The following is a 22,419-nucleotide window of genomic DNA, read 5'->3' as shown; positions in this document are numbered from 1 at the left end:
AGTATGAATAATTCACGCCGTCAATTTATCAAAAAAGCTGGTCTTGGGCTTTCTGCAGCGTATTTTTTACCACATTTCGTGTCTTGCGAAAATAATACAAAAGTTCTTGATTCACCATTTGCAAATATTGGTGTCCAACTCTATTCCATTCGTGATCTCATGGCTGCAAATCCGACAGCATCATTACAAGAGGTTTCTAAAATTGGTTATAAGCACGTAGAAACATACGGAATCGACCCTGTCGCTAAATCTTTTTGGGGTCTCGATTATAAAAGTCTAAAAAAAGTATTGGATGATAATGGTTTAAAATCACACAGTGGTCACTATGATATGTCAAAATATTTCAGCCGTAACCACCAAGATAAGGAAGATTTAAACATTTATTTTGATGCTGCAAAAGAACTAGGTCAAGAATACGTTATCGCACCAGTGTCGCCTATGTTTGACATTTCATCGTTGAAAAAAGATGACTTTCTATATATAGCAGAACAATTAAATAAAGCTGGAGAGCAAGCTAAAAGCCATGGATTGAAAGTAGCCTTCCATAACCATTTTTGGGAATTTAGAGATTTAGGAAATGGTACTCGAGGTGAGGAAGTCCTATTAGCTTTTACAGAACCCGATTTAGTAGATTTTGAACTCGACTTATATTGGGCAGAAAAAGCTGGAATTAACCCGGTAAGCTTATTCGAAAAATTTCCAGACCGATTCAAGTTATGGCATATTAAGGATATGGATAAAGCGTTTACCAAAACTATTGTCGGACCTGAGTATGACAAGCTGGACTTTGGCGGAATCGCTAAGGAAGTAAGATATACGGAGGTAGGGAGTGGTCACATCGACTTTATCGCAATTGCACAAGCGAAAGCGAAAGCTGGTTTAAAATATGCATTTGTAGAACAGGATGATATTTACCTTCCAAACAAATTTGAGAGCTTAAAGAAAAGCTACGATTACGTTGAGCAACATTTAGCAAAAATATAATATAAAAAAAAAGGGCTACATGCCCTTTTTTTTTATATTATAGCTAGCTGTACTAAAAAGTCATTTTCTCTACTTCTTCAGCTGTCTCAATCACTTTTGCCGCTAATTCAGCTTTAAAAGCAATAACGTTCTTCTCGATTTCCTTATCTTGGGTCCCAAGAATCTGTGCAGCAAGGATACCTGCATTTTTAGCAGCATTCAATGCAACGGTAGCTACTGGTATACCATTTGGCATCTGCAAGATAGACAGAACAGAGTCCCAGCCATCTATTGAATTCGATGATTTGACCGGAACACCGATAACAGGTAAATGTGTAATCGACGCGACCATGCCTGGTAGATGTGCTGCGCCACCTGCTCCAGCAATGATCACTTTCAAACCTCTCTCCGCAGCATCTTGTGCATAATCAAACATGCGCTGTGGAGTACGATGTGCTGAAACAATAGTGACCTCAAAAGGGACTCCTAATGTTTTCAATACATCCACTGCATCTTGCATTACAGGTAAGTCTGACTTACTTCCCATAATAATTCCAACTAAGGCTTGGTTCACTGTTGACATATATATTAAGCTTTTACTTTCAAAATTTCTTGTACTTTTCTTGCATTACTGATGGCCAATTCACGATCATCATTTATAATACACACATGGCCCATTTTACGGTAAGGTTTTGTAAATTTCTTTCCATATAAATGGACATATACGCCTTCCATAGCCAAAATCTCTTCAACACCTTCATATTTTGCCAATCCTTCATATCCTTCCTCTCCCAAAAGATTGATCATTACTGCATTTGACCGACAACGGGTGTCTCCAAGAGGTAGATTAAAAATAGCTCTCAAATGTTGTGCAAACTGTGAAACGTAGTTACCTTCGATGGTTTGATGTCCACTATTATGTGTGCGAGGAGCAATTTCATTGACCAAAATATCTCCATCGTTCGTTAAAAACATTTCAACAGCCAATAATCCAACAATCTGTAGATCATTCGCAATCTTCTTGGCTAGTTCTTCAGCTCTCTGTTGGATATCGAATCCATAAGTAGAAGGTGCTATCAAAAACTCAACTAAGTTAGCTTCAGGATTGAATTCCATTTCCACCATTGGGAAAGTAGCTACATCACCATCATCATTTCGAGCTACGATAACAGCAATCTCTTTTTCAAAATCAACCCATTCTTCTATCAAAGAGGGTTCATTAAATGCGGTCTCTAAATCAGCTATTGCATTTATTTTCTTTACGCCCTTACCATCGTAACCATCTTTACGTAATTTCTGAATATAAGGAATGGTTAAATTGGCATTGTTAAGGTGCTCTTTTGTGGAGATGAGCTGAAATGCTGAAGTTGGTATATCATTTTGTTTAAAAAACTGTTTCTGTAGTCCTTTATCTTGTATCAAACGAATGATACGAGATTGTGGATAGACAAGCACTCCTTCTTCTTCCAATTTTTCCAACGCATCTACATTCACTTTTTCAATCTCGATCGTTATCATATCAAGATCTTTTCCAAAATTGTATACGGTTTCAAAATCGCTCAAAGAGCCACATTCAAAACGATTGCATAATTTACGGCAAGGTGCATTCTTATCTGGATCAAGAATATGAACATTAACGTTGTAATTAATGGCCTCTTGAATCAACATCCGGCCTAATTGACCACCGCCAAGAATACCTAATTGCAAATCACCATAAAAATCTTTTCCCATGTCTATTTTTCTATTTCTATTCTATTTAAGCCTTTTGGTTAAACAACTGTTCTCCCAACAAACTTTCTTTTTCAATTTTCTTTTGTAATTCTAAAAATGCACCAATCAGTGCTTCAGGTCTTGGGGGACATCCTTGTACATACACATCTACAGGTATTACACGATCGACTCCTTTTACTACATGATAGCCGTGCTGCCAATAGGGTCCTCCACAATTGGAACATGAGCCCATCGAGATCACATACTTCGGTTCGGGCATCTGCTCATATAGTTTACGGATACGATCTGCCATTTTAAAGGTTACCGTACCTGCTATAATCATCACATCTGATTGTCTTGGAGAAGGGCGCGGAAAAACACCTAAACGATCCAAATCATAATTGGCAGCCATAGCTCCCATCATCTCGATTGCGCAACAAGCGATACCAAAACTGATAGGCCACATAGATGACAATCTTGCCCAATTTAGTAAATCGTCTAATTTAGCGACAATCACACCATTATTTTGTATTTGGCTTTCTAAACTCATGATGATGCTCCTGGTTTTTTGAATCTGGGTTTAAAGGCGATTTTTGAAGTAACTGTTTCATGCTCGACCTTAGCGCTATAGTCTTTATGAAATGTTTCTTTATAATCCCTCAAGGGATAGGTTGCTTGATTAATGGCATGGTAAGCAGCGTTTGGAATATTAACATCTACTACTGGTCGTTGATGAATGGGCTTCACCCACTCGAGATCGCCTTTTACCCACACAAATATCAACCCTAAAATTAGGACACCCACAAAAAGTGCCATTTCAATTAGTGTAAACCAGCCCCATCTTCCGTCTGCAGCGATATATTCTACTTGTCCAAAAACAGTGGCCCAAGGAAAAATAAAAATTAATTCAACATCAAATAGCAAGAAAATAAGTGCAATCACATAAAATCTTGGATTAAATTGAACCCAAGAAGAACCGACTGCATCTTCACCACATTCATAAGTACTTAATTTTTGGGGAGTTGGTTTTTTTACAGACAGTATTCTACCTGCCATAATGGTCATCGCAACTAAAAATATCCCTACCAAAATTATGATAAGTATCTTTCCGTATTCCGATAATTGCCCGGGGTCATCCATTGTGTTACAAAGTTAAAAAATAAATCTATTACAATCAGAACTAAGTCTAAAATACAAAAAATAAATACGAAATATAAATCGATAATGAGGCCTAATCAAATATTTCAATATAACTATGCCCTAACTTTGATGCGATATCATTCATCTTGCAGAGGCGGCAGCCTATTATATTATAAAAATACCCTAAAAATAAGATATTTTTAGGGTATTTTTATAATATAAGAAATACACTCTCTCTTATCTTCCTGGCATTTTAGGCATGTTTTTCATTAGCTTAGCCGCCATTGCTGGATTTGACATTTGTTTCATGACTTTACGCATATCTCCAAATTGTTTCATCAGCTTATTTACTTCATTAATATCAGTACCTGATCCTTTTGCGATGCGGATACGACGTTTCTGATCGATTGCATCAGGATTTTCTCTTTCAAAAGGAGTCATCGAATCAATAATTGCTTCGATTGGTTTAAAAGCATTATCATCAACTTCAATATCTTTCATTGCTTTACCAACTCCAGGAATCATCCCCATCAAATCTTTCATGTTACCCATTTTTTTGATTTGCTGGATCTGCGATTTAAAATCGTTGAAGTCGAATTTATTTTTACGAATTTTCTTTTGTAGTTCAGCCGCTTGTTTTTCATCAAACTGATGTTGCGCACGTTCTACCAAAGAAACAACGTCACCCATACCCAAGATACGAGAGGCCATACGATCTGGATAAAACACATCCAATGCATCCATCTTCTCGCCAGTACCAATAAATTTGATTGGTTTATTGACAACAGATTTAATAGACAATGCAGCACCACCACGGGTATCGCCGTCTAATTTTGTCAATACAACACCCGTAAAATCCAATCGATCGTTGAATGTCTTCGCTGTATTCACCGCATCTTGACCTGTCATTGAATCGACAACAAAAAGAATTTCATGTGGTTGAGTAGCTTCTTTTACAGCCGTGATCTCCACCATCAATGGTTCATCGATTGCTAAGCGACCTGCAGTATCAATAATGACCACATTATGCCCATTTCTTTTTGCCTCTTCTACCCCTGCTCTTGCAATAGCAATAGGATCTGTGGAATTACGATCCACATATACAGGAACGCCTACTTGTTCGGCCAATATTTCCAATTGGTCAATAGCTGCTGGACGATAAACGTCACCTGCCACCAATAAAGGTTTTTTGCCTTTTTTATCTTTTAAATGTAATGCTAACTTTCCTGCAAATGTCGTTTTACCAGCACCATTCAATCCAGCGATAAGGATAACAGTTGGGTTTTTTGAAGTTTCTAATTCTGTAACAGAACCACCCATCAACGCTGTCAACTCATCATTCATGATTTTTGTCAACAATTGACCTGGAGAAATACTTGTTAGTACATTTTCCCCTAGGGCTTTTTGTTTAACATCATCCGTAAATACTTTTGCAGTTTTATAATTCACATCGGCATCTAATAATGCCTTACGAATTTCTTTCATCGTTTCTGCAACGTTGATCTCGGTAATACTACCTTGGCCTTTTAAAACCTTAAAGGCTCTATCTAATTTATCCTGTAAGTTCTGAAACATGATAATTGTAAGTCTATGCTATTATAAAAAGCAAAGTTAAAAAAATTGTCGGAAGCTGAAGCATATAGATTTCAATTCCAAGCATTAAAGCATGAAAAAAGCGAACATTTTTAAAGATATTCGCTTTTCTATGCTTTAAGTATAATTAAAATGATTAATCTCTTCTTCCGAATAACATAGAAGCATAATATAATAAAGTTACCAAAGCACTTAATGCCGCAACTACATAAGTCATAGCAGCCCATTTCAATGCATCTTTCACTCCCTCATCTTCTGATGAACTATATGTTACGCCATTGTTGCTCAACCAGGCTTTCGCACGGTTAGATGCATCAAACTCTACAGGCAATGTTACGAAACTAAAGATTGTCGTAATCGCCAATGCTGCTACTCCTACCGCCAATACAATATAATTTTGGGAGAAAATCATCAACATAACACCTAACATCAATACCCAAGACGTTAATTTTGATGCAAAACTAACCATTGGTACCATAGCAGATCTAAACCCTAGCCATTTGTAAGCTGTTGCATGCTGAACTGCGTGTCCACATTCGTGTGCTGAAACAGCTGCAGCAGCAATACTGCGTCCACTATATACTTCGGGACTTAAATTTACTGTTTTATCAGCTGGATTATAGTGATCTCCTAAGCGATCTGGAATGGATACGACTTTAACATCATAAATACCATTATCATTCAGCATTTTTTGTGCAATATCTGCTCCCGTCAGTCCACTTGTTAACGGAATTTCAGAATATTTTTTAAACTTATTTTTAAATCGGGTTTGTACGACCAGGCTGACAACCATGATCCCTATAAATAAAATCCAATACATAATATTTTCCTTGTTTTAATAATTACCTAATCAAAATACATTCCATCTTATCAAAGTAGACAAAATTTCACTTGCTAAAATACCAAAATCATTCTTAAATATGAAAATGATGACCAAGCGAATTAAAAATATGACATTATTACATCTATTTTACCTTACATATTTCAAAATTGACAGTATAATTTAGATTAATCATCAAGCTTAATTTAAATAAATACAAATATCCACTATTTTATAGAAAAGAATATTTCTTCTGAGTGGAATAAAAAATACATGATTATATTTGCGCCAACGTAAACAATTTATTAAACCAAGTTAAAACAAAAAATGAATCAAAGTAAAATTTCAGCTTTATTAACAGCTGTTGTAGTCTTATTATTATCCTCGTGCGCCTCTAAATTCCATTCTATTACTCCTGAGCAGCTATATTACAAATCTGATCAATCTGATAAAGAAGTAATTTTAGGGTACAACTATGATCTTTTATCTGGAAAGTACAAAAAGGAAGAAACTAAAAAAAACATTAAAATAGTATCACTAAAAATCCAAAACGAATCTGATAGAGATTTGATTTTCGGTCAAAATCTACACTTATGTTATGCAAATGGCAGTGAGGTAGATATATTAAATATTGACCAAGCGTTTAATGCACTTAAACAAAGGCCTGCAACTTACTTATGGTATCTACCCTTATCCATTTTACAGCTTAATATTACAAAAACTGAAAACGGATATACTACAGACAAAACAAGTATTCCAGTTGGTCTCGCTATCGGGCCAGGTATTGCATTTGGAAATCTTGCTGTTGCAAGTGCTGCAAACAAAAAGTTTAGAACAAATTTGGTCGAAAACAACCTAATTGGTAGAACCATAAAAAAAGGAGAAACAGTTTTTGGACTAGTTGGAATAATGTCTTCAAATTATGAAGGACTACAACTCAAGACCAATACTAGAAAATAGTTTAGTATAAAAAAGGGGAAGAACCGTTTGACTCTTCCCCTTTTCTATACTATTTATATTTATTAATTTATCTGCAACATGAGACTTTGTCCTTCAATCATTTTTCTCAGATTGGCCAAAGCATAGCGCATGCGACCTAATGCAGTATTGATACTCACCTCTGTAATTTCAGCAATATCTTTAAAACTCATATCACAAAAATGTCTCATAATTAACACTTCTTTTTGGTCATCAGGAAGTTTTTGAATCATTTTTTTCAAATCAATATCACGCTGTTCTTTCAACATCTTGGATTCGACATTTTCATCACTAAAGTCAAGTACATCGAAAATATCAAAGCCGTCTGTATTGACAATATTTGGTGCTCTTTTCTCTTTTCTAAAATGATCAATAATCATATTATGCGCTATACGCATGACCCAAGGTAAAAATTTACCCTCATCATTATATTTGCCCCCTTTTAGCGTATTGATTACTTTTATAAAAGTCTCTTGAAAAATATCTTCTGCAAGATATTCATCTTTTACTTTCATATAAATGGAAGTATATATTTTAGATCTATAACGTTCTAACAAAGCTGCTAACGCTGTTTCTTTACCATCTAAATATATGTGGATTAATTCTTGATCCGTTTTCTTATTTAAAATACTCATACCTCACCTATTTTTAGCAGTTACCAAATTAATTTATTAACACCTGTATAAAAAAAGTAAATGTATCCCGTATAGTATTTTAATTTAATGATATGATCCTGTTTGTATACTCAAAACAAGAGAAAATTATCGAGTAATCAAATTATTACAATGTTATTTAAGACTTTTTAACATTTTGCACAAAAAAAGTGCCTCGATTTACATCAGAGGCACTTCATAGTTATTGACATGTTACAGTCGCTCTTATTTATAAAGAGGGAAAGCTGCCATCATCTCTTTTACTTTTACTTGTATTTTAGCAAGCTCTGCGTCATTCGCTGAATTAACAATAGCTGCATCAATCAATTCACCGATTTGAACGATCTCTGTTTCTTTAATACCACGAGTTGTAATTGCTGCTGTACCAAAACGTACACCTGAAGTTACAAATGGAGAACGAGAATCAAAAGGAACCATATTTTTGTTAGTTGTGATTCCAGCTTTTCCTAATACCGCTTCTGCTGCTTTACCAGAGATATCTTTGTTGCGTAAGTCTACCAACATTAAATGGTTGTCTGTACCTCCTGATATAATTTTGTAATCTCTTTCAACGAAGAATTGAGCTAATGCAGCCGCATTTTTCTTCACCTGAATGATATACTCCATGTATTCGTCTGTAAGAGCTTCACCATAGGCGATTGCTTTAGCAGCGATTGTATGTTCCAATGGTCCACCTTGTGTACCAGGAAATACTGCTAAATCCAATAATTGTGTAATGGTACGTGTTTCTCCTTTAGGTGTTTTCACTCCCCAAGTATTCTCGAAGTCTTTCCCTACCATGATCATACCACCACGAGGTCCACGAAGTGTTTTATGTGTGGTTGTAGTTACGATATGACAATGTGGAAGTGGATCGTTTAATAACCCTCTTGCAATAAGACCTGCAGGATGTGAGATATCTGCTAATACTAAAGCACCAATTTCATCAGCTACCTTACGGATACGTGCATAATCCCAATCACGAGAATATGCTGATGCACCACAGATAATCATCTTAGGCTTTTCACGAAGAGCAGTTTCTTCTAATTGTTCATAATCAATTAAACCAGTATCCTCTTTTACACCATAAAACAACGGTTGGTAAATTTTACCTGAAAGATTCGCAGGAGAACCATGCGTCAGGTGACCACCATGTGATAAATCAAGGCCTAAAATTTTATCCCCCGGTTTGATCGTTGCTAAAAAAACTGCAGCATTTGCTTGCGCTCCTGAGTGAGGTTGAACATTTACCCATTCTGCACCAAATAATTGCTTAGCACGATCAATAGCAGTAGTTTCTATTTGATCGACTACCTCGCAACCACCATAGTAACGTTTTCCCGGTAAGCCTTCAGCATATTTATTTGTCAAAACTGAACCTGCAGCTTCCATAACTTGTTTTGAAACGAAGTTTTCTGAAGCAATTAATTCGATACCTTCTTCTTGGCGTTTAAGCTCATCAGATATCAAATTGAAAATGGCTTGATCTCTTTCCATTGTTTAATGTAATATAAAATATGAATATTGTGATTTTATTCTACAAATATAGTATAATACTTAAAAAACACTCCACTAAACAGCCTTTATTATTACAAAATATCACAAAAAAGACATAATTATTATCATTTATCTAATTTTACTACCTTAACCCTTAAAATATTCACATTAGAGTTGCTTGTCGTAATTTCATTATATAAAACCCCTCATTCTTAAATAACTACCTATTTATTCCAATAATCCGAAAACTTCATGCTGTTTTTAATTTCGCGCATAACAAATGACCTTGTAAATAATCTAAATCATGGGTAAATGCGAACTCTGTTTAATCAATGTCATAAAATAGAAGCGCTCCAATTTTCGGTTTAAAATATGTAATTTTGTTTAAGCTGGTTAAAATAATATCACGATGAGTACAGAAAATATAACAGAAAAAGCTCCATTAACATTAACTGAAGGAGCGATAAAGGAGCTAAATAAACTAAAAGATCAACAAGAGATTTCCGATGATTTTGGATTACGTATTGGTGTTGAAGGTGGAGGTTGTTCTGGAATGAGCTATATTTTGGGATTCGACCAAAAGAAAGAAGGCGATAGCGAATATGAAATCGCTGGTATCCGAGTTTTTATGAATAAAGCGCATGGCTTATATTTAGCAGGCATGGAAGTCGATTTTAAAAATGGGTTAGATGCACGCGGTTTTACTTTCAACAATCCAAATGCTGCGAGCACCTGTGGTTGTGGAAGTTCTTTCTCCGCATAAGAATTCCATTTTAATAAAAACACAAAGCCTGATATTCTAATAATATTAGGCTTTTTTCATTTTCAAAGAATTGTTGAAAGTAAATCGTTCATAAGCGTTACCCCATCAAGAAGATATCTGCTATGATGCAGCTAAAAGAACGAGGAAGCGTTCTCTTCATAGCGGGTTCATTATTTAGCTTTCAGCTTTCAGCTTAATTCATTAAATTAGCGACCTTTAGTAAAAGAATACGAGACACGGATGTATAAAGAATATAAGCAACTTAATTTGCCGGAAATAGGCAAAGAAATATTGACCCGTTGGGAACAGGAGAAAATATTCGAAAAAAGTATCACAAACCGCCCAGAAAATAAGCCCTACACTTTTTACGAGGGACCACCTTCTGCCAACGGTATGCCTGGTATTCACCATGTAATGGGTCGTACAATCAAAGACATCTTCTGTCGCTATAAAACCTTAAAGGGCTTTCAAGTAAAACGTAAAGGAGGCTGGGATACACACGGTCTTCCAATTGAACTTGCTGTAGAGAAGAAACTAGGAATTACGAAAGAAGATATTGGAAAAAAGATAACGGTTAAAGCATACAACGATGCATGTCGTACAGAAGTAATGAAATACACAGATGTATGGAATGATCTAACGACTAAAATGGGGTATTGGGTAGATTTGGAAAACCCATATGTCACGTATGAAAATGAGTACATTGAAACACTATGGTACTTGTTGAAAGAATTTTATAAAAAAGGCCTTTTATACAAAGGTTACACCATACAACCTTATTCTCCTGCTGCAGGAACGGGATTGAGTTCTCATGAATTGAATCAGCCCGGCACTTACAAGGATGTAAAGGATACTACTATCGTTGCACAATTCAGATTGGTCAAAGATCAGTTGCACCCGATCATGGCGACATTAGTTGAAGATGAAGCCGAAGACGTTGCGTTTATCGCATGGACAACAACCCCTTGGACACTTCCTTCTAATACAGCGTTAATAGTTGGTAAAAAAATCAACTATGTCAAAATCAAAACATTCAATCAATATACAGGAGCTCCTGTTTCCGTAATATTGGCAAATGATCTGATTTCAAAACATTTCAAGGCAGAAGGTAAAGAAGCCGAATTTCAGGATTATAAATTAGGTGATAAAGTTATTCCTTGGGAAATAGCGGCAACATTTACAGGTGAAGAGCTTATCGGTTTACGTTATGAGCAACTGATGCCTTATATTACTTCGGATGAACTGCAAGAAAAAGCTTTTCGTGTCATCCCTGGTGATTTTGTAACAACAGAAGATGGTACTGGTATCGTGCATGCTGCGCCAACATATGGTGCAGATGACTTTAGAGTAGCTAAAGAACAGGGCGTACCAGGAATCTTGATTAAGGATGAAAATGGCAAAGATGTTCCTACTGTTGATCGCACAGGACGTTTTGTTAAAGAAATAACGGACTTTGCTGGCCGTTTCGTTAAAGAGGAATATTATTCTGATGCTGAACGTGCCGATAAAGATTTTCGTCCGACAGATGTGCTTATTGCTATCAAACTAAAAGAAGATAACAAAGCATTTGATGTTAAAAAATACGAGCATACTTACCCGCATTGCTGGCGTACAGATAAACCTGTTTTATACTATCCATTGGACAGTTGGTTTATCAAATCTACAGCGGTAAAGGATGATTTAGTTGCTTTAAATAAAACCATTAACTGGAAGCCTGAAGCTACTGGATCTGGACGATTCGGTAACTGGTTAGAAAATCTAGTTGACTGGAATTTGTCTCGTTCTCGCTACTGGGGGACTCCTCTTCCAATCTGGCGTTCTGAAGATGAAAATGAAGAGATCTGTGTAGGTTCTATGCCTGAATTAAAGGCTCTATTGGAAGCTTCCTTAGTTTCAGACGTTTTATCCGAAAAAGAAAAAGAGACAAACAAATCATATTTAGATAAATTCGGCACCAAGGAACTAGATTTACACCGTCCTTATGTAGATGATATCGTTTTCGTTTCTGATGCTGGTCAAAAACTATTCCGCGAGCCTGATTTAATCGATGTTTGGTTTGATTCTGGTGCCATGCCCTATGCGCAATGGGGTTTGGATTATGACAAACTGGCTAAGGGGGAAGCGCTCCCGTTTAAGGAGGGATACAACAAGGCATTTCCAGCGGATTTTATTGCTGAGGGTGTGGATCAGACACGTGGTTGGTTCTTTACATTGCATGCTATATCAACGATGCTTCAGAAATCTGTTGCTTTTAAGAATGTAGTTTCCAATGGTTTGGTTTTAGACAAAAATGGCAATAAAATGTCTAAACGCCTTGGCAATGGTATTGATCCATTTGCTACGTTAGATAAATACAGCGCTGATGCAACTCGTTGGTACATGATTAGTAATGCTTCACCGTGGGATAACTTAAAATTTAACGAAGAAGGATTGGATGAGGTACGACGTAAGTTTTTCGGAACCTTATATAATACGTATGCGTTCTTTGCTCTATATGCTAATATTGATAAATTCAGCTATGCTGAAGCAGATATCGCGTTAGAGAATCGTCCGGAAATCGATCGTTGGGTAATCTCACTATTGAATAGTTTAACTAAGGAGGTTGACGATTTTTATGCAGACTTCGAACCTACGAAAGCTGCACGTGCGATTCAAAATTTTGTCGACGAACATTTAAGTAATTGGTACGTTCGTCTGTGTCGTCGTCGTTTCTGGAAGGGTGAATACTCCGAAGACAAAATCTCGGCTTACCAGACTTTATTTACTTGCTTGGACACGGTTGCTAAATTGATGTCGCCAATCTCTCCTTTCTTCTCTGATCAGTTGTACCTGGATTTAAACACCGCAACAGGAAAAGAAATCTTTGAGTCTGTACATTTAGCTAATTTCCCAATTTACCAAGAACAATTGGTCGATAAGGATTTAGAAGAGCGCATGTCATTGGCCCAAGATATTTCGTCACTAACACTTTCACTGCGTAAAAAAGTAGGCATCAATGTACGCCAACCATTAAATAAAATCTTACTTCCGGTCTTGGATAATAGCTTCCAAGAACGTGTAGAAAAGGTAAAAGATTTGATACTTTCTGAAACGAATATCAAAGATATTCAATTCATTACGGACACTACAGGTATCATCAAGAAAAAAATAAAGCCAAATTTTAAAGCTCTTGGCTCGAAAGTTGGTAAAGACATGAAGTTAGTGTCTGCAAAGATCAATGCACTTTCTATGGATGAGGTTGCGAAATTGGAAAGCGAAGGCGAAATTACATTAGCTGATACGCCTTATACGATCCAATTAACTGATGTAGAAATTATAGCAGAGGATGTTGCTGGGTGGCAGGTCGCTAATTTAGCTAAATTAACCGTTGCGCTAGATATCCATATTTCTGACGAATTGAAACAAGAAGGACTGTCAAGAGAGTTGGTTAACCGTATCCAAAACCTAAGAAAAGATAAAGGTTTTGAGGTTACTGACCGCATTCATGTTTTAGTCAGCAAAGATGCTGATATTGAGGAGGCCACGAATAAAAATTTATCTTATATTTGTACCGAAATTCTAGCTGATTCGTTGAGATTTGAAGAATCACTAACTACCGGAGATAAGGTTGATATCGACGGAAAGGAATTGAAAGTTTTAATCGAAAAAATTTAAATTATGGTAACTAACCACGTAAAGACACGCTATAGCGATTCAGAGCTTCAAGAGTTTAAAAGCATTATCTTGGAAAAATTGAGAATAGCAAAAGAGGAACTTGCTTCATTGACCGCATCCCTGAATAATAGCGATGCGAATGGCACTGATGATACTGCTGGTACTTATAAAACATTGGAAGATGGTTCGGCAACATTAGAAAAAGAGCAAACCAATCAATTGGCTGCTCGTCAACGCAAATTCATAGACAACTTAGAAGCTGCTTTAATTCGTATTGAGAACCAAACTTATGGCATTTGTAGAGAAACAGGTAAATTAATCCAAAAAGAAAGATTGAAAGCTGTTCCACATACTACGCTAAGTATTGAAGCTAAAAACAAACAGTATTAATTTTATTCAAATACAAAAAAACAATGGTCTTTACTGTCGGTAAAGACCATTTTTACAACTATGAAAGGCTATACTAAACCTGTAATATTAATTATTCTTGTTCTTTTAATTGACCAAATATCAAAAATTTGGGTAAAATTAAATATGACCATCGGTCAAAGCTATGAAGTGATTGGCAAATTTGTACAAATACATTTTATAGAAAATAATGGGATGGCATATGGAATGGAATTCGGCGGTGAATTTGGAAAACTCATGCTAACACTTTTCCGTATTATCGCTGTTGCAGCAATTGGTTATGGTCTGCATTACATGGTCAAAAAGAAATATAATAGAGGATTTATCCTCAATATTGCTTTAATATTTGCAGGAGCACTCGGTAATATCATCGATTCCACTTTTTACGGCTTAATCTTTAGTGAAAGTACATGGTACGACAAAGCATCTCTCTTTCCTGCTGATGGGGGTTATGCCACACTCTTTCACGGAAAAGTAGTCGACATGCTTTACCTTCCTCTTGTTGAAGGGACCTTTCCAACATGGCTCCCAATTTGGGGAGGTGAAGACTTTCTATTCTTCCGACCAGTTTTCAATGTTGCCGATTCAGCTATTTCTGTCGGAGTGGTCTTAATATTACTCTTTCAAAAGAAATATTTTAAAGAAGAAAAGGAAGAAAAAACGAGTATTCACAGCGAAATTGTGGAGGATTAAATATGGCTTACTAAAGTCTTGAATTATCAAGGCTTTTTTTATTGCATAATAACAATAACTCAAATGAACTTATACATTAAATGGACGCTATTGACACTCCTCAGTGTCCTAAGTCTACCTAGTATAGCACAATACAGCGATACTAATTTGGTGAAAAAACATATTAACTACCTTGCGAACGATAAAATGAAAGGTCGCGGAACGGGCAGCAAGGAAGTGTTCAAGGCCGCAAATTATATTAAAAAATATTTTAAAAAGCTGCATCTTCAACCTTTGGGAGAAAAAGGATACCGTCAATCTTTCGATGCTAAAGTCTGGAAAGTAAAGGTGAGTGATAGTATTCGAAAAGCAGATAATATTATCGCTTTTTTAGATAATGGCGCTCCGCTAACGATTGTAATTGGCGCTCACTATGACCATTTGGGAACAGGGCATCAAGGGAGTTCGAAGGACTCTTTAGGTGTTGGTAAAATTCATAATGGTGCAGATGACAATGCCTCTGGGGTGGCTGGACTATTAGAACTGGCTCGTTATTACAGCACCAATAATGTAAAAGAAAGTTACAATTTTCTTTTTATCGCATTCGGAGCTGAGGAATTAGGCTTAATAGGTTCTAAGTACTTTACTGAACACCCAACATTGCCCCTAAACAAAATAACAGCCATGTTGAATATGGACATGATCGGAAGATTAAACCCTGAACAAGGTGTAGCTGTAATCGGTTACGGTACAAGTAAAGCATGGCCAGAAATATTTGAAGGAATTACCCCTAGTATCAAGTTCTATACAGGACATGATGGAAATGGTGGCTCTGATCAAACTTCATTCTACAAAAAAGATATCCCTGTTCTGTTTTTTCATACTGGTGGACATCCTGATTACCATATGCCGACAGATGATCCTGAAAAAATCAATTATACAGGGCTAACAGGTATAATTGACTTCGAAGTCATGGTTATCAACAATATGTTGAAACAAACTGAAAAACTAAAATTTGAATTCACAAATTAATGATGATTACCAACAAAGTGTTAATAACTGGCTCTAATGGTTTTTTAGGACAGAAATTAATTGATTTACTTAGTAAGAACCCAAATTATGAGGTTTTTGCTATTTCAATGAATAAAAACAATAATCCAAACGTAGAAAATTATCATTTTCAACAATTGGATTTAATGAATTCGGAACTTCTAGACAGCTACCTATCAGAAGTTAAACCCAATTATATCATTCATACTGCGGCTATCACAAGTGTTGAAGGATGTGAAGCCGATAAGGCTCTCAGTGAAAAGATGAATGTTGAAGTTGTTGAGCAATTAGCAAAATTCTGCGAGCGTACAAACGCTTTTTTAGTACAGTTATCCACAGATTTTGTTTTTGATGGAAAAAATGGACCATATAATGAGGATGATTCGACCAATCCACTGAGTGAATATGGGAAAAGCAAACTACGTTCTGAACAAGTTATCCACAGCTCTGGATGTGCGTATGCTATCTTAAGAACCATATTGGTTTATGGAATAAATGCCAATCCAAATCGCTCTAACTTAGTGCTTTGGGCAAAAGAAAAACTTTCAAAAAATGAAGCAATAAAAGTAGTAAATGATCAATGGCGCATGCCAACTTTTGTTGATGATTTAGCAGAAGCCTGTCTTTTAGCTATTGAAAAACGTATAACTGGAGTTTTCCACATCAGCGGAGAAGAAATGTTTACAATTGCAGAAGCCGTCTATCAAATTGCAGATTTTTGGAACTTTGATAAATCATTAATTTCAGAAATAACGGCAGCATCCATAAATCAATCTGAAAATCGTCCACAAAAAACAGGTTTTATATTATCAAAAGCCAAATCGATTTTGGGCTTTCAACCAACTCCTTTCAAAGCGAGTTTAGAAATAATCGACAAACAATACGGAATCTTCCGTTAATAATAAAAATAGAGATGAAGGATAAATGTGCTAAAGAGTCTACTACGGTAATGAATGAATTAGTATTACCGAATGATACGAATACTTTTGGTAATTTAATGGGAGGTAGATTACTGTATTGGATGGATATCTGCTCTGCCATGGCAGCGCAGAAACATTGTAACAGTCCTGTCGTAACCGTATCTGTTGATAACGTTTCATTCAAAAGGTCTATTCGACTGGGCGAGGTTGTCACAATTGAAGCAAAAGTAACACGTGCTTTTAACACTTCAATTGAAGTAAGAATGGAAGTTTTTGCTCAAGATCTTCCATTAGGAACAAAAGAAAAATCAAACGAGGCCTATTATACATTCGTGGCCATAGATGAGCATGCTAAGCCGCAACCTATTCCAAAAGTCGTTCCTGAAACAGAATTGGAACATAGGCTGTATGACGAGGCGATGAGGCGTCGTGAATTACGCTTAATATTAAGTGGTAAATTAGACCCAAGTAAAGCTACTGAATTAAAAAATCTGGTTAATCTATTTGATCACAAAGGTTAATCTAAAAAGCCTCAGATTATATAATCTGAGGCTTTTCTATTTTTTTCTATTGAAAGATGTTATTATTCGTTACCTAAAGCTACAATACGATCAAACTCCTCTGCTTTCAAGGGCATAACTGACAATCTACCTTGTCGTACCAATGCTATATCCTGTAAAAACTCATCAGCCTTAACTTGTTCTAAGGTTACTGCCTTCTTAAAGGTTTGGACCGGAGCTAAGTCTACAACCACCCATTTTGGATCTTCTGTTGTTGGATCTTGATAATATTCTTTTACCACTTTAGCAATCCCTACGACTTCCTTTCCTTCATTACTATGATAAAATAAAACAAGATCACCCTCTTTCATTGCTTTGAGGTTGTTGCGCGCTTGATAATTGCGTACCCCATCCCAAAACGTCTCGCCATCTTTATTGAATTGTTCCCAACTGTATTTGAAAGGTTCTGATTTGACTAAAAAGTAATTCATATCGGAGAAAATTTAATTTTGTTGTTCCAGAACTTCCATCTTATCTGCAAAATGTGCGCAGTAATCACGTAAATCTGCAATAACTTTTTCTGCCACGGGGTCGCCACCTGAGGAACGTAAAAAAGTATCCCCTAATGTTTGCAAAGTTTCATAAAAGAAACGTTTCATCTCATCATATGGCATATCCTTTGTCCATAAATCGATACGCATAGAATTCTTATAAGCGGAATCCCATAGCGCTAAAAACATGGCTTTTGCAGGAAGTTCATCCGAAGATTCGCCATCACTAGAAGACCAAGTAATCGTATTTGGAACATTAGTTTCATCCAGTTCAATCTGTAATTTTATTTCTGCTTTTTTCATATTAATCATGCTATTTAAAAAGGCTTAAGTTATTTTTATAAGGAGCGTTAATATAGCAACTACTACTACAAAACCCAACTCGTAAAGCCAAAGTTTTCTATCTTGTTTTATGAAGACACGGAAGAAAACATCCACTAATAAAAGTACGACAAGCAATATCACTAGCGCAGTTGTAGAAAGTAATGGATTGTTGTCTCCCATATCTTCTACGATATACCACGCCACTAAACATGCCGATACGATATTAATTGGTGTTAACCTCACTATTTTGTCCTATAATTCCTTTTAGTCGAAGTTTTAGGTCCTTGCTTATTGGATCTAAATCCTGATGCACGTTGAGATGCTTTCGCTTCTTTTTGTTTGATCACAAATTTTTTCTCATGGAATGCACCTAGAAAATCAGGATCTGCTTTTCTTTTCTGATTATCGATTTCCTTCGCAATCAACTGACGTTCAAAATAAGGAGTCTCTTCTATAAATACTTCATCTGGTAATGGGATAACATCAACAGATTGACGGATTAATTTCTCGATTTTTCTGAAATAGTGTTTCTCCGCGTCATTACAAAAAGTAATAGCATCGCCCGAGTTAAAGGCTCTTCCAGTTCTTCCGATACGGTGTACATAATCTTCTGTTACAATAGGTACCTCGAAATTAATCACATGGGACACATTGGAAACATCTAAACCACGAGCAGCTACATCAGTCGCAACAAGGATCCTAATATTACCTTCTTTGAATGCGTTTATAGAATTAATACGCGTATTTTGACCTTTATTCGCATGTATAACACGAACTTGATCTTTACCATATTTACGTTCTAAGAAGGAAAAAACATTATCTGCAACAGTTCTTGTTTTACAAAATACAATTAAACGATGGAATGATGCATCATCTTTCAACAATTGCTGTAAGAGATTCAATTTCGTTTTTTGATTTGGGACAAAATAAACACACTGACTGATTGTCGTTGCAGGAGTTGCTTGTTCAGACACTTCAATAACAGTAGGGAATGCCAAAAAATCACCGGCAATTTTACGAACCAATTCACTCATAGTCGCGGAGTATAAAAGATTTTGTCTCCTACGTGGTACAACTTCTAAGATACGATGAAGTTTGGAAATAAACCCCATATCCATCATTTTATCGGCTTCATCCATGACTAAGAACTTCAATGATTTTACATTGATATGCCCTTCTAAGTATAGGTCTAAGAAACGACCTGGTGTTGCTACAATAATATCCACTCCCTTTTCAAGGATTTCAATCTGGGTTTTAGGCCCTAAACCACCATATAATACGACTGTACGTAAATCAAGATATTTTGAATATGTTCGAATACTTTCTTCGATTTGCATAGCAAGCTCACGAGTCGGAGACAAAATTAAAGCACGCGCGTCTTGTCCTTGTGCATATTTTAATTTCATCAATATAGGTAAGACAAATGCAGCAGTCTTCCCAGTGCCTGTTTGTGCTACTCCCATGATATCTTGACCGGCTAGCGTCGGTATAATAGCTTTCTGTTGTATTTCTGTTGGAACTGTATAACCTGCTTCTTCAATTGCGTTCAAAAGCTGCTTATTCAATTTAAAATTTTCAAATGTTTGCTGCATTTTACAAAGGTAAGGAAAAGCATCCACTTGCTTATCCTCAGCATTCAATGAATCTCAGATTGACGAAAAATTGACACAACTATTTCATTTTTATACAAATTGGGAGGCAAAAGTAGGTGCATTTTGATTTAAAGCAGAATTAAACCACCTTTGTAGTAAATAACTAAACTTTTTTATCAAGTTTGTATGAAAAAATTATGGATCTTATTGCTGCTAATCACAGCAAGTTTGACCACTTTCGCAGATGAGGGAATGTGGTTCCTAATGCATTTGAAGCGCCTAAATGAGGCTGATATGCAAAAGAAGGGATTGAAATTGACGGCTGAAGAAATCTACAGTATCAACAATTCAAGTTTAAAAGACGCGATTGTACAATTTAACGGTGGTTGTACTGCAGAAATCGTTTCTAATCAAGGACTAGTATTTACAAACCACCATTGTGGTTATGGTGCTATTGCCGAGCTATCTACTCCAGAAAACGATCATCTTACCGATGGGTTTTGGGCAAAAACAAAATCAGAGGAGTTAAAGCCAAAATCTTTATACGTGCGCTTTTTCGTTCGTATGGATGACGTCTCTAAAAGAATCTTATCTTTAGTAAATGATAAAATGTCTGAATCTGAACGCCAAAAAGTAGTTAACCAAGAAATTGCCAAAATCGAAAAAGAGAACAGCGAGAATGGCAAGTACATCGTTAATGTAAAATCGTTTTACAATGGTAACGAATATTACTACTTCGTGTATCAGGATTATACAGACGTTAGACTAGTAGGTACTCCGCCTAATAGCATCGGTAAATTTGGTGGAGATACAGACAATTGGGAATGGCCTCGCCATACAGGTGACTTTTCCATTTTCCGTGTATATGGGGATAGCAATGGCAACCCTGCTGAATATGCAAAAGATAATGTTCCTTTAAAACCGAAACACTTTCTACCGATCAGCTTAAAAGGTTTCAAAGAAGGTGATTTTGCCATGATCCTAGGTTATCCTGGTCGTACAAACCGTTGGATGCCTGCTGGTGGAATTGACCAAAACGTAAAGTTTGCTTATCCGGCATGGGTAGAAGCTTCGAAAACAGGAATGGATGCCATGAAAAAATACATGGACAAGGACCAAGCTGTTAAGATTAATTATGCTTCAAAATATTCTCAAGTTGCAAACTATTGGAAAAACCGTCAAGGTATGATTGACGCTTTAACATTACACAAAACCGCAATAACAAAAGCGCAGGATGAAGCTAAATTCAATAAATGGGCCAATAAAAAAGAAAACAAAGCGCAATATGGCGATGTTATCGCTACGATCAACGACTATTACGCTTCTACAAATGAAAAAGCACGTCATGACAACTACCTAAGTGGTATGTTACGTTCTAGCTCATTAGCTGCATTGCCTTTCTCAATTGGTAATGGATTGGATATATATGTGAAGTCAAATGAGGCTAAGCGTCAAGAATTATTACCAAAATTGCAAGCAGCTATTAGTTCTGGTTATGAAAAATTATACTTACCTCTTGAGGAAGATGTATTGATCGACGAACTTAATCTTTATGCAAAAAAAGGTGGCAATATAGCGCCATATGTTGCAGAATTAGCAAATCAAAACAACAATGATTTATCTTCATATGTAAGCGAAGCTATAAAAAACAGTGTTTTTGCATCTGAAGAGCGCTTAAACAACTTTTTGGAGAATCCAACTGCCTTGGCTTTAGAAAACGATCCATTGTATAAATTATCTTCTGCCCTATTAAACAAATACCGTGAATCATCTGCAAATGATCAAGCAGCAACTGATAGATTTGAAGCAGCACACCGTAAATATGTTGCTGGTGTATTAGCATCAAATCCAAAAGGTAAATTCTATCCTGATGCAAATAGCACCTTACGTTTAACTTACGGTTCGATCAAAGCATTACCTGCTGATAAACGCAATGATGCAGCTGAAAACTTCTATACAACCCTACAGGGTACAGTTGCTAAGTATAAAAAAGGTGATGAAGAATTTGATTTACCTCAGCGATTGATCGATTTACAGAACAATAAAGATTACGGCCGTTATGCAGATAAAGCAGGATATTTACCCGTTAACTTCCTGAGTGATAATGATATTACAGGTGGAAACTCAGGTTCTCCTGTAATAAATGCAAATGGAGAGCTAATTGGCTTGGCTTTTGATGGTAATATTGAAGCAATGGCAGGAGACGTCATTTTTGACCACAAATTGCAACGTACGATATCTGTTGATATTCGCTATGTACTATTTGTGATTGACAAATTCGCCGGAGCTACAAATATAATAAATGAATTAAAAATTGTAGATTAATATTATTTCACGTTTTTTAACACAAAAATTTCAGAAAAATATTTTCTATTAAATTGGTTTTTGTATATTTATTGTGTTAATTAGAGTAATAAACAAGACCATAAAACTAAAATTATAATTATTAAAATGGAAAACTACGTAAAATTAAAAGAGTTAGTAGCATCAATCGAAGCAGATGCAGACAAATTTTTCAACAATGGTAACTCTGCTGCCGGTACTCGTGTACGCAAAGGATTACAGGACATTAAAACATTAGCACAAGAAATTCGTAACGACGTTACGTCTAAAAAAAATGATGGTAAATAG

The 22,419-nt window shown here is 36.0% G+C and carries 23 protein-coding genes; 11 read left to right on the top strand and 12 right to left on the bottom strand.

Annotation, left to right across the window (positions count from 1 at the left end):
- The first annotated feature begins 3 nt into the window (after window positions 1-3).
- The gene (locus tag KO02_RS03765; protein ID WP_038695966.1) at window positions 4-984 is read left to right on the top strand and encodes a sugar phosphate isomerase/epimerase family protein; all 981 of its coding nucleotides are present in this window, start codon (window positions 4-6) and stop codon (window positions 982-984) included.
- Between the two features lie 52 nt (window positions 985-1,036).
- Here KO02_RS03765 and purE read toward each other — a convergent pair whose 3' ends face one another.
- The 6 genes from purE to KO02_RS03735 all read right to left on the bottom strand — a co-directional run bounded on the left by purE (window position 1,037) and on the right by KO02_RS03735 (window position 6,226).
- A complete protein-coding gene (gene purE / locus KO02_RS03760) occupies window positions 1,037-1,546 on the bottom strand; it encodes a 5-(carboxyamino)imidazole ribonucleotide mutase (protein ID WP_038695964.1) in 510 nt (169 codons plus the stop codon).
- A gap of 5 nt (window positions 1,547-1,551) precedes the next feature.
- On the bottom strand, window positions 1,552-2,694 hold the full coding sequence (locus KO02_RS03755; protein ID WP_038695962.1) for a 5-(carboxyamino)imidazole ribonucleotide synthase: 1,143 nt from the start codon (window positions 2,692-2,694) through the stop codon (window positions 1,552-1,554).
- A gap of 25 nt (window positions 2,695-2,719) precedes the next feature.
- A complete protein-coding gene (locus KO02_RS03750) occupies window positions 2,720-3,223 on the bottom strand; it encodes an NADH-quinone oxidoreductase subunit B (RefSeq protein WP_021188837.1) in 504 nt (167 codons plus the stop codon).
- Window positions 3,220-3,813: an NADH-quinone oxidoreductase subunit A gene (locus KO02_RS03745; RefSeq protein WP_038695960.1), complete on the bottom strand. Its 594-nt coding sequence runs from the start codon at window positions 3,811-3,813 to the stop codon at window positions 3,220-3,222. Before KO02_RS03745 ends, KO02_RS03750 begins: the two co-directional genes overlap by 4 nt.
- Before the next feature lie 237 nt (window positions 3,814-4,050).
- On the bottom strand, window positions 4,051-5,388 hold the full coding sequence (gene ffh / locus KO02_RS03740) for a signal recognition particle protein (RefSeq protein ID WP_038695958.1): 1,338 nt from the start codon (window positions 5,386-5,388) through the stop codon (window positions 4,051-4,053).
- 154 nt (window positions 5,389-5,542) lie between these two features.
- Window positions 5,543-6,226 (bottom strand): zinc metallopeptidase, encoded by a 684-nt coding sequence (locus KO02_RS03735; protein ID WP_038695957.1) that lies wholly within the window; start codon window positions 6,224-6,226, stop codon window positions 5,543-5,545.
- Window positions 6,227-6,553: 327 nt separating this feature from the next.
- On the opposite strand from KO02_RS03735, the gene KO02_RS03730 reads away from it, so the two are divergent.
- The gene (locus KO02_RS03730) at window positions 6,554-7,186 is read left to right on the top strand and encodes a hypothetical protein (protein WP_038695954.1); all 633 of its coding nucleotides are present in this window, start codon (window positions 6,554-6,556) and stop codon (window positions 7,184-7,186) included.
- 62 nt (window positions 7,187-7,248) lie between these two features.
- Here KO02_RS03730 and KO02_RS03725 read toward each other — a convergent pair whose 3' ends face one another.
- A complete protein-coding gene (locus KO02_RS03725) occupies window positions 7,249-7,839 on the bottom strand; it encodes an RNA polymerase sigma factor (RefSeq protein ID WP_038695952.1) in 591 nt (196 codons plus the stop codon).
- Window positions 7,840-8,082: 243 nt separating this feature from the next.
- Window positions 8,083-9,354 (bottom strand): serine hydroxymethyltransferase, encoded by a 1,272-nt coding sequence (gene glyA, locus KO02_RS03720; protein WP_038695950.1) that lies wholly within the window; start codon window positions 9,352-9,354, stop codon window positions 8,083-8,085.
- 409 nt (window positions 9,355-9,763) lie between these two features.
- Here glyA and KO02_RS03715 point away from each other — a divergent pair, with 409 nt between their 5' ends.
- From KO02_RS03715 to KO02_RS03685, 7 genes are all read left to right on the top strand, one after another.
- Window positions 9,764-10,117, top strand: a complete 354-nt coding sequence (locus KO02_RS03715; protein WP_038695948.1) for a HesB/IscA family protein — start codon at window positions 9,764-9,766, stop codon at window positions 10,115-10,117.
- 240 nt (window positions 10,118-10,357) lie between these two features.
- On the top strand, window positions 10,358-13,771 hold the full coding sequence (gene ileS, locus KO02_RS03710; RefSeq protein ID WP_038695946.1) for an isoleucine--tRNA ligase: 3,414 nt from the start codon (window positions 10,358-10,360) through the stop codon (window positions 13,769-13,771).
- Between the two features lie 3 nt (window positions 13,772-13,774).
- Window positions 13,775-14,161, top strand: coding sequence for a TraR/DksA family transcriptional regulator (locus KO02_RS03705; protein WP_038695944.1), 387 nt, complete (start codon window positions 13,775-13,777; stop codon window positions 14,159-14,161).
- Between the two features lie 60 nt (window positions 14,162-14,221).
- Window positions 14,222-14,872 (top strand): lipoprotein signal peptidase, encoded by a 651-nt coding sequence (locus KO02_RS03700; protein WP_038695942.1) that lies wholly within the window; start codon window positions 14,222-14,224, stop codon window positions 14,870-14,872.
- A 63-nt stretch (window positions 14,873-14,935) separates the two neighbouring features.
- Window positions 14,936-15,883, top strand: coding sequence for a M20/M25/M40 family metallo-hydrolase (locus KO02_RS03695; RefSeq protein ID WP_081918297.1), 948 nt, complete (start codon window positions 14,936-14,938; stop codon window positions 15,881-15,883).
- Window positions 15,883-16,800, top strand: a complete 918-nt coding sequence (locus KO02_RS03690) for an SDR family oxidoreductase (protein ID WP_235212344.1) — start codon at window positions 15,883-15,885, stop codon at window positions 16,798-16,800. The genes KO02_RS03695 and KO02_RS03690 overlap by 1 nt, the downstream gene beginning before the upstream one ends.
- A 14-nt stretch (window positions 16,801-16,814) precedes the next feature.
- On the top strand, window positions 16,815-17,342 hold the full coding sequence (locus tag KO02_RS03685; RefSeq protein WP_038695939.1) for an acyl-CoA thioesterase: 528 nt from the start codon (window positions 16,815-16,817) through the stop codon (window positions 17,340-17,342).
- 62 nt (window positions 17,343-17,404) lie between these two features.
- Here the strand turns inward: KO02_RS03685 and KO02_RS03680 are convergent, their stop codons facing one another.
- Genes KO02_RS03680 through KO02_RS03670 form a run of 4 tightly spaced genes read right to left on the bottom strand, consistent with a single transcriptional unit; the run spans window position 17,405 to window position 19,788 of the window.
- Complete coding sequence (locus tag KO02_RS03680) at window positions 17,405-17,812, bottom strand: EVE domain-containing protein (protein ID WP_038695937.1); 408 nt, start codon at window positions 17,810-17,812, stop codon at window positions 17,405-17,407.
- Window positions 17,813-17,824: 12 nt separating this feature from the next.
- The gene (gene gldC / locus KO02_RS03675; RefSeq protein ID WP_038702085.1) at window positions 17,825-18,175 is read right to left on the bottom strand and encodes a gliding motility protein GldC; all 351 of its coding nucleotides are present in this window, start codon (window positions 18,173-18,175) and stop codon (window positions 17,825-17,827) included.
- Between the two features lie 24 nt (window positions 18,176-18,199).
- On the bottom strand, window positions 18,200-18,439 hold the full coding sequence (locus KO02_RS23505) for a hypothetical protein (protein WP_144243254.1): 240 nt from the start codon (window positions 18,437-18,439) through the stop codon (window positions 18,200-18,202).
- A complete protein-coding gene (locus KO02_RS03670; RefSeq protein WP_038695935.1) occupies window positions 18,439-19,788 on the bottom strand; it encodes a DEAD/DEAH box helicase in 1,350 nt (449 codons plus the stop codon). Before KO02_RS03670 ends, KO02_RS23505 begins: the two co-directional genes overlap by 1 nt.
- Window positions 19,789-19,974: 186 nt before the next feature.
- Here KO02_RS03670 and KO02_RS03665 point away from each other — a divergent pair, with 186 nt between their 5' ends.
- Together KO02_RS03665 and KO02_RS03660 are read left to right on the top strand one after the other, a co-directional pair.
- Window positions 19,975-22,113, top strand: coding sequence for a S46 family peptidase (locus KO02_RS03665; RefSeq protein ID WP_038695933.1), 2,139 nt, complete (start codon window positions 19,975-19,977; stop codon window positions 22,111-22,113).
- Between the two features lie 126 nt (window positions 22,114-22,239).
- Window positions 22,240-22,419 (top strand): hypothetical protein, encoded by a 180-nt coding sequence (locus KO02_RS03660; protein ID WP_038695931.1) that lies wholly within the window; start codon window positions 22,240-22,242, stop codon window positions 22,417-22,419.

Origin of the sequence: Sphingobacterium sp. ML3W, assembly GCF_000747525.1 — a bacterium.
Taxonomy (GTDB): domain Bacteria; phylum Bacteroidota; class Bacteroidia; order Sphingobacteriales; family Sphingobacteriaceae; genus Sphingobacterium.
Note: the sequence above shows the minus strand (reverse complement) of the source record. Positions and strands in the feature narration are given on the sequence as shown.

What these genes read in the sequence shown, in the direction of transcription:
- KO02_RS03725 (WP_038695952.1), bottom strand. Translation starts at nt 7,839, where the DNA reads ATGAGTATTTTAAATAAGAAAACGGATCAAGAATTAATCCACATATAT.
- KO02_RS03755 (WP_038695962.1), bottom strand. Translation starts at nt 2,694, where the DNA reads ATGGGAAAAGATTTTTATGGTGATTTGCAATTAGGTATTCTTGGCGGT.
- KO02_RS03700 (WP_038695942.1), top strand. Translation starts at nt 14,222, where the DNA reads ATGAAAGGCTATACTAAACCTGTAATATTAATTATTCTTGTTCTTTTA.
- KO02_RS03730 (WP_038695954.1), top strand. Translation starts at nt 6,554, where the DNA reads ATGAATCAAAGTAAAATTTCAGCTTTATTAACAGCTGTTGTAGTCTTA.
- KO02_RS03715 (WP_038695948.1), top strand. Translation starts at nt 9,764, where the DNA reads ATGAGTACAGAAAATATAACAGAAAAAGCTCCATTAACATTAACTGAA.
- gldC (WP_038702085.1), bottom strand. Translation starts at nt 18,175, where the DNA reads ATGAAAAAAGCAGAAATAAAATTACAGATTGAACTGGATGAAACTAAT.
- KO02_RS03745 (WP_038695960.1), bottom strand. Translation starts at nt 3,813, where the DNA reads ATGGATGACCCCGGGCAATTATCGGAATACGGAAAGATACTTATCATA.
- glyA (WP_038695950.1), bottom strand. Translation starts at nt 9,354, where the DNA reads ATGGAAAGAGATCAAGCCATTTTCAATTTGATATCTGATGAGCTTAAA.
- KO02_RS03685 (WP_038695939.1), top strand. Translation starts at nt 16,815, where the DNA reads ATGAAGGATAAATGTGCTAAAGAGTCTACTACGGTAATGAATGAATTA.
- ffh (WP_038695958.1), bottom strand. Translation starts at nt 5,388, where the DNA reads ATGTTTCAGAACTTACAGGATAAATTAGATAGAGCCTTTAAGGTTTTA.
- KO02_RS03690 (WP_235212344.1), top strand. Translation starts at nt 15,883, where the DNA reads ATGATGATTACCAACAAAGTGTTAATAACTGGCTCTAATGGTTTTTTA.
- ileS (WP_038695946.1), top strand. Translation starts at nt 10,358, where the DNA reads ATGTATAAAGAATATAAGCAACTTAATTTGCCGGAAATAGGCAAAGAA.
- KO02_RS03660 (WP_038695931.1), top strand. Translation starts at nt 22,240, where the DNA reads ATGGAAAACTACGTAAAATTAAAAGAGTTAGTAGCATCAATCGAAGCA.
- KO02_RS03670 (WP_038695935.1), bottom strand. Translation starts at nt 19,788, where the DNA reads ATGCAGCAAACATTTGAAAATTTTAAATTGAATAAGCAGCTTTTGAAC.
- KO02_RS03665 (WP_038695933.1), top strand. Translation starts at nt 19,975, where the DNA reads ATGAAAAAATTATGGATCTTATTGCTGCTAATCACAGCAAGTTTGACC.
- KO02_RS03765 (WP_038695966.1), top strand. Translation starts at nt 4, where the DNA reads ATGAATAATTCACGCCGTCAATTTATCAAAAAAGCTGGTCTTGGGCTT.
- KO02_RS03695 (WP_081918297.1), top strand. Translation starts at nt 14,936, where the DNA reads ATGAACTTATACATTAAATGGACGCTATTGACACTCCTCAGTGTCCTA.
- KO02_RS03680 (WP_038695937.1), bottom strand. Translation starts at nt 17,812, where the DNA reads ATGAATTACTTTTTAGTCAAATCAGAACCTTTCAAATACAGTTGGGAA.
- purE (WP_038695964.1), bottom strand. Translation starts at nt 1,546, where the DNA reads ATGTCAACAGTGAACCAAGCCTTAGTTGGAATTATTATGGGAAGTAAG.
- KO02_RS03735 (WP_038695957.1), bottom strand. Translation starts at nt 6,226, where the DNA reads ATGTATTGGATTTTATTTATAGGGATCATGGTTGTCAGCCTGGTCGTA.
- KO02_RS03705 (WP_038695944.1), top strand. Translation starts at nt 13,775, where the DNA reads ATGGTAACTAACCACGTAAAGACACGCTATAGCGATTCAGAGCTTCAA.
- KO02_RS03750 (WP_021188837.1), bottom strand. Translation starts at nt 3,223, where the DNA reads ATGAGTTTAGAAAGCCAAATACAAAATAATGGTGTGATTGTCGCTAAA.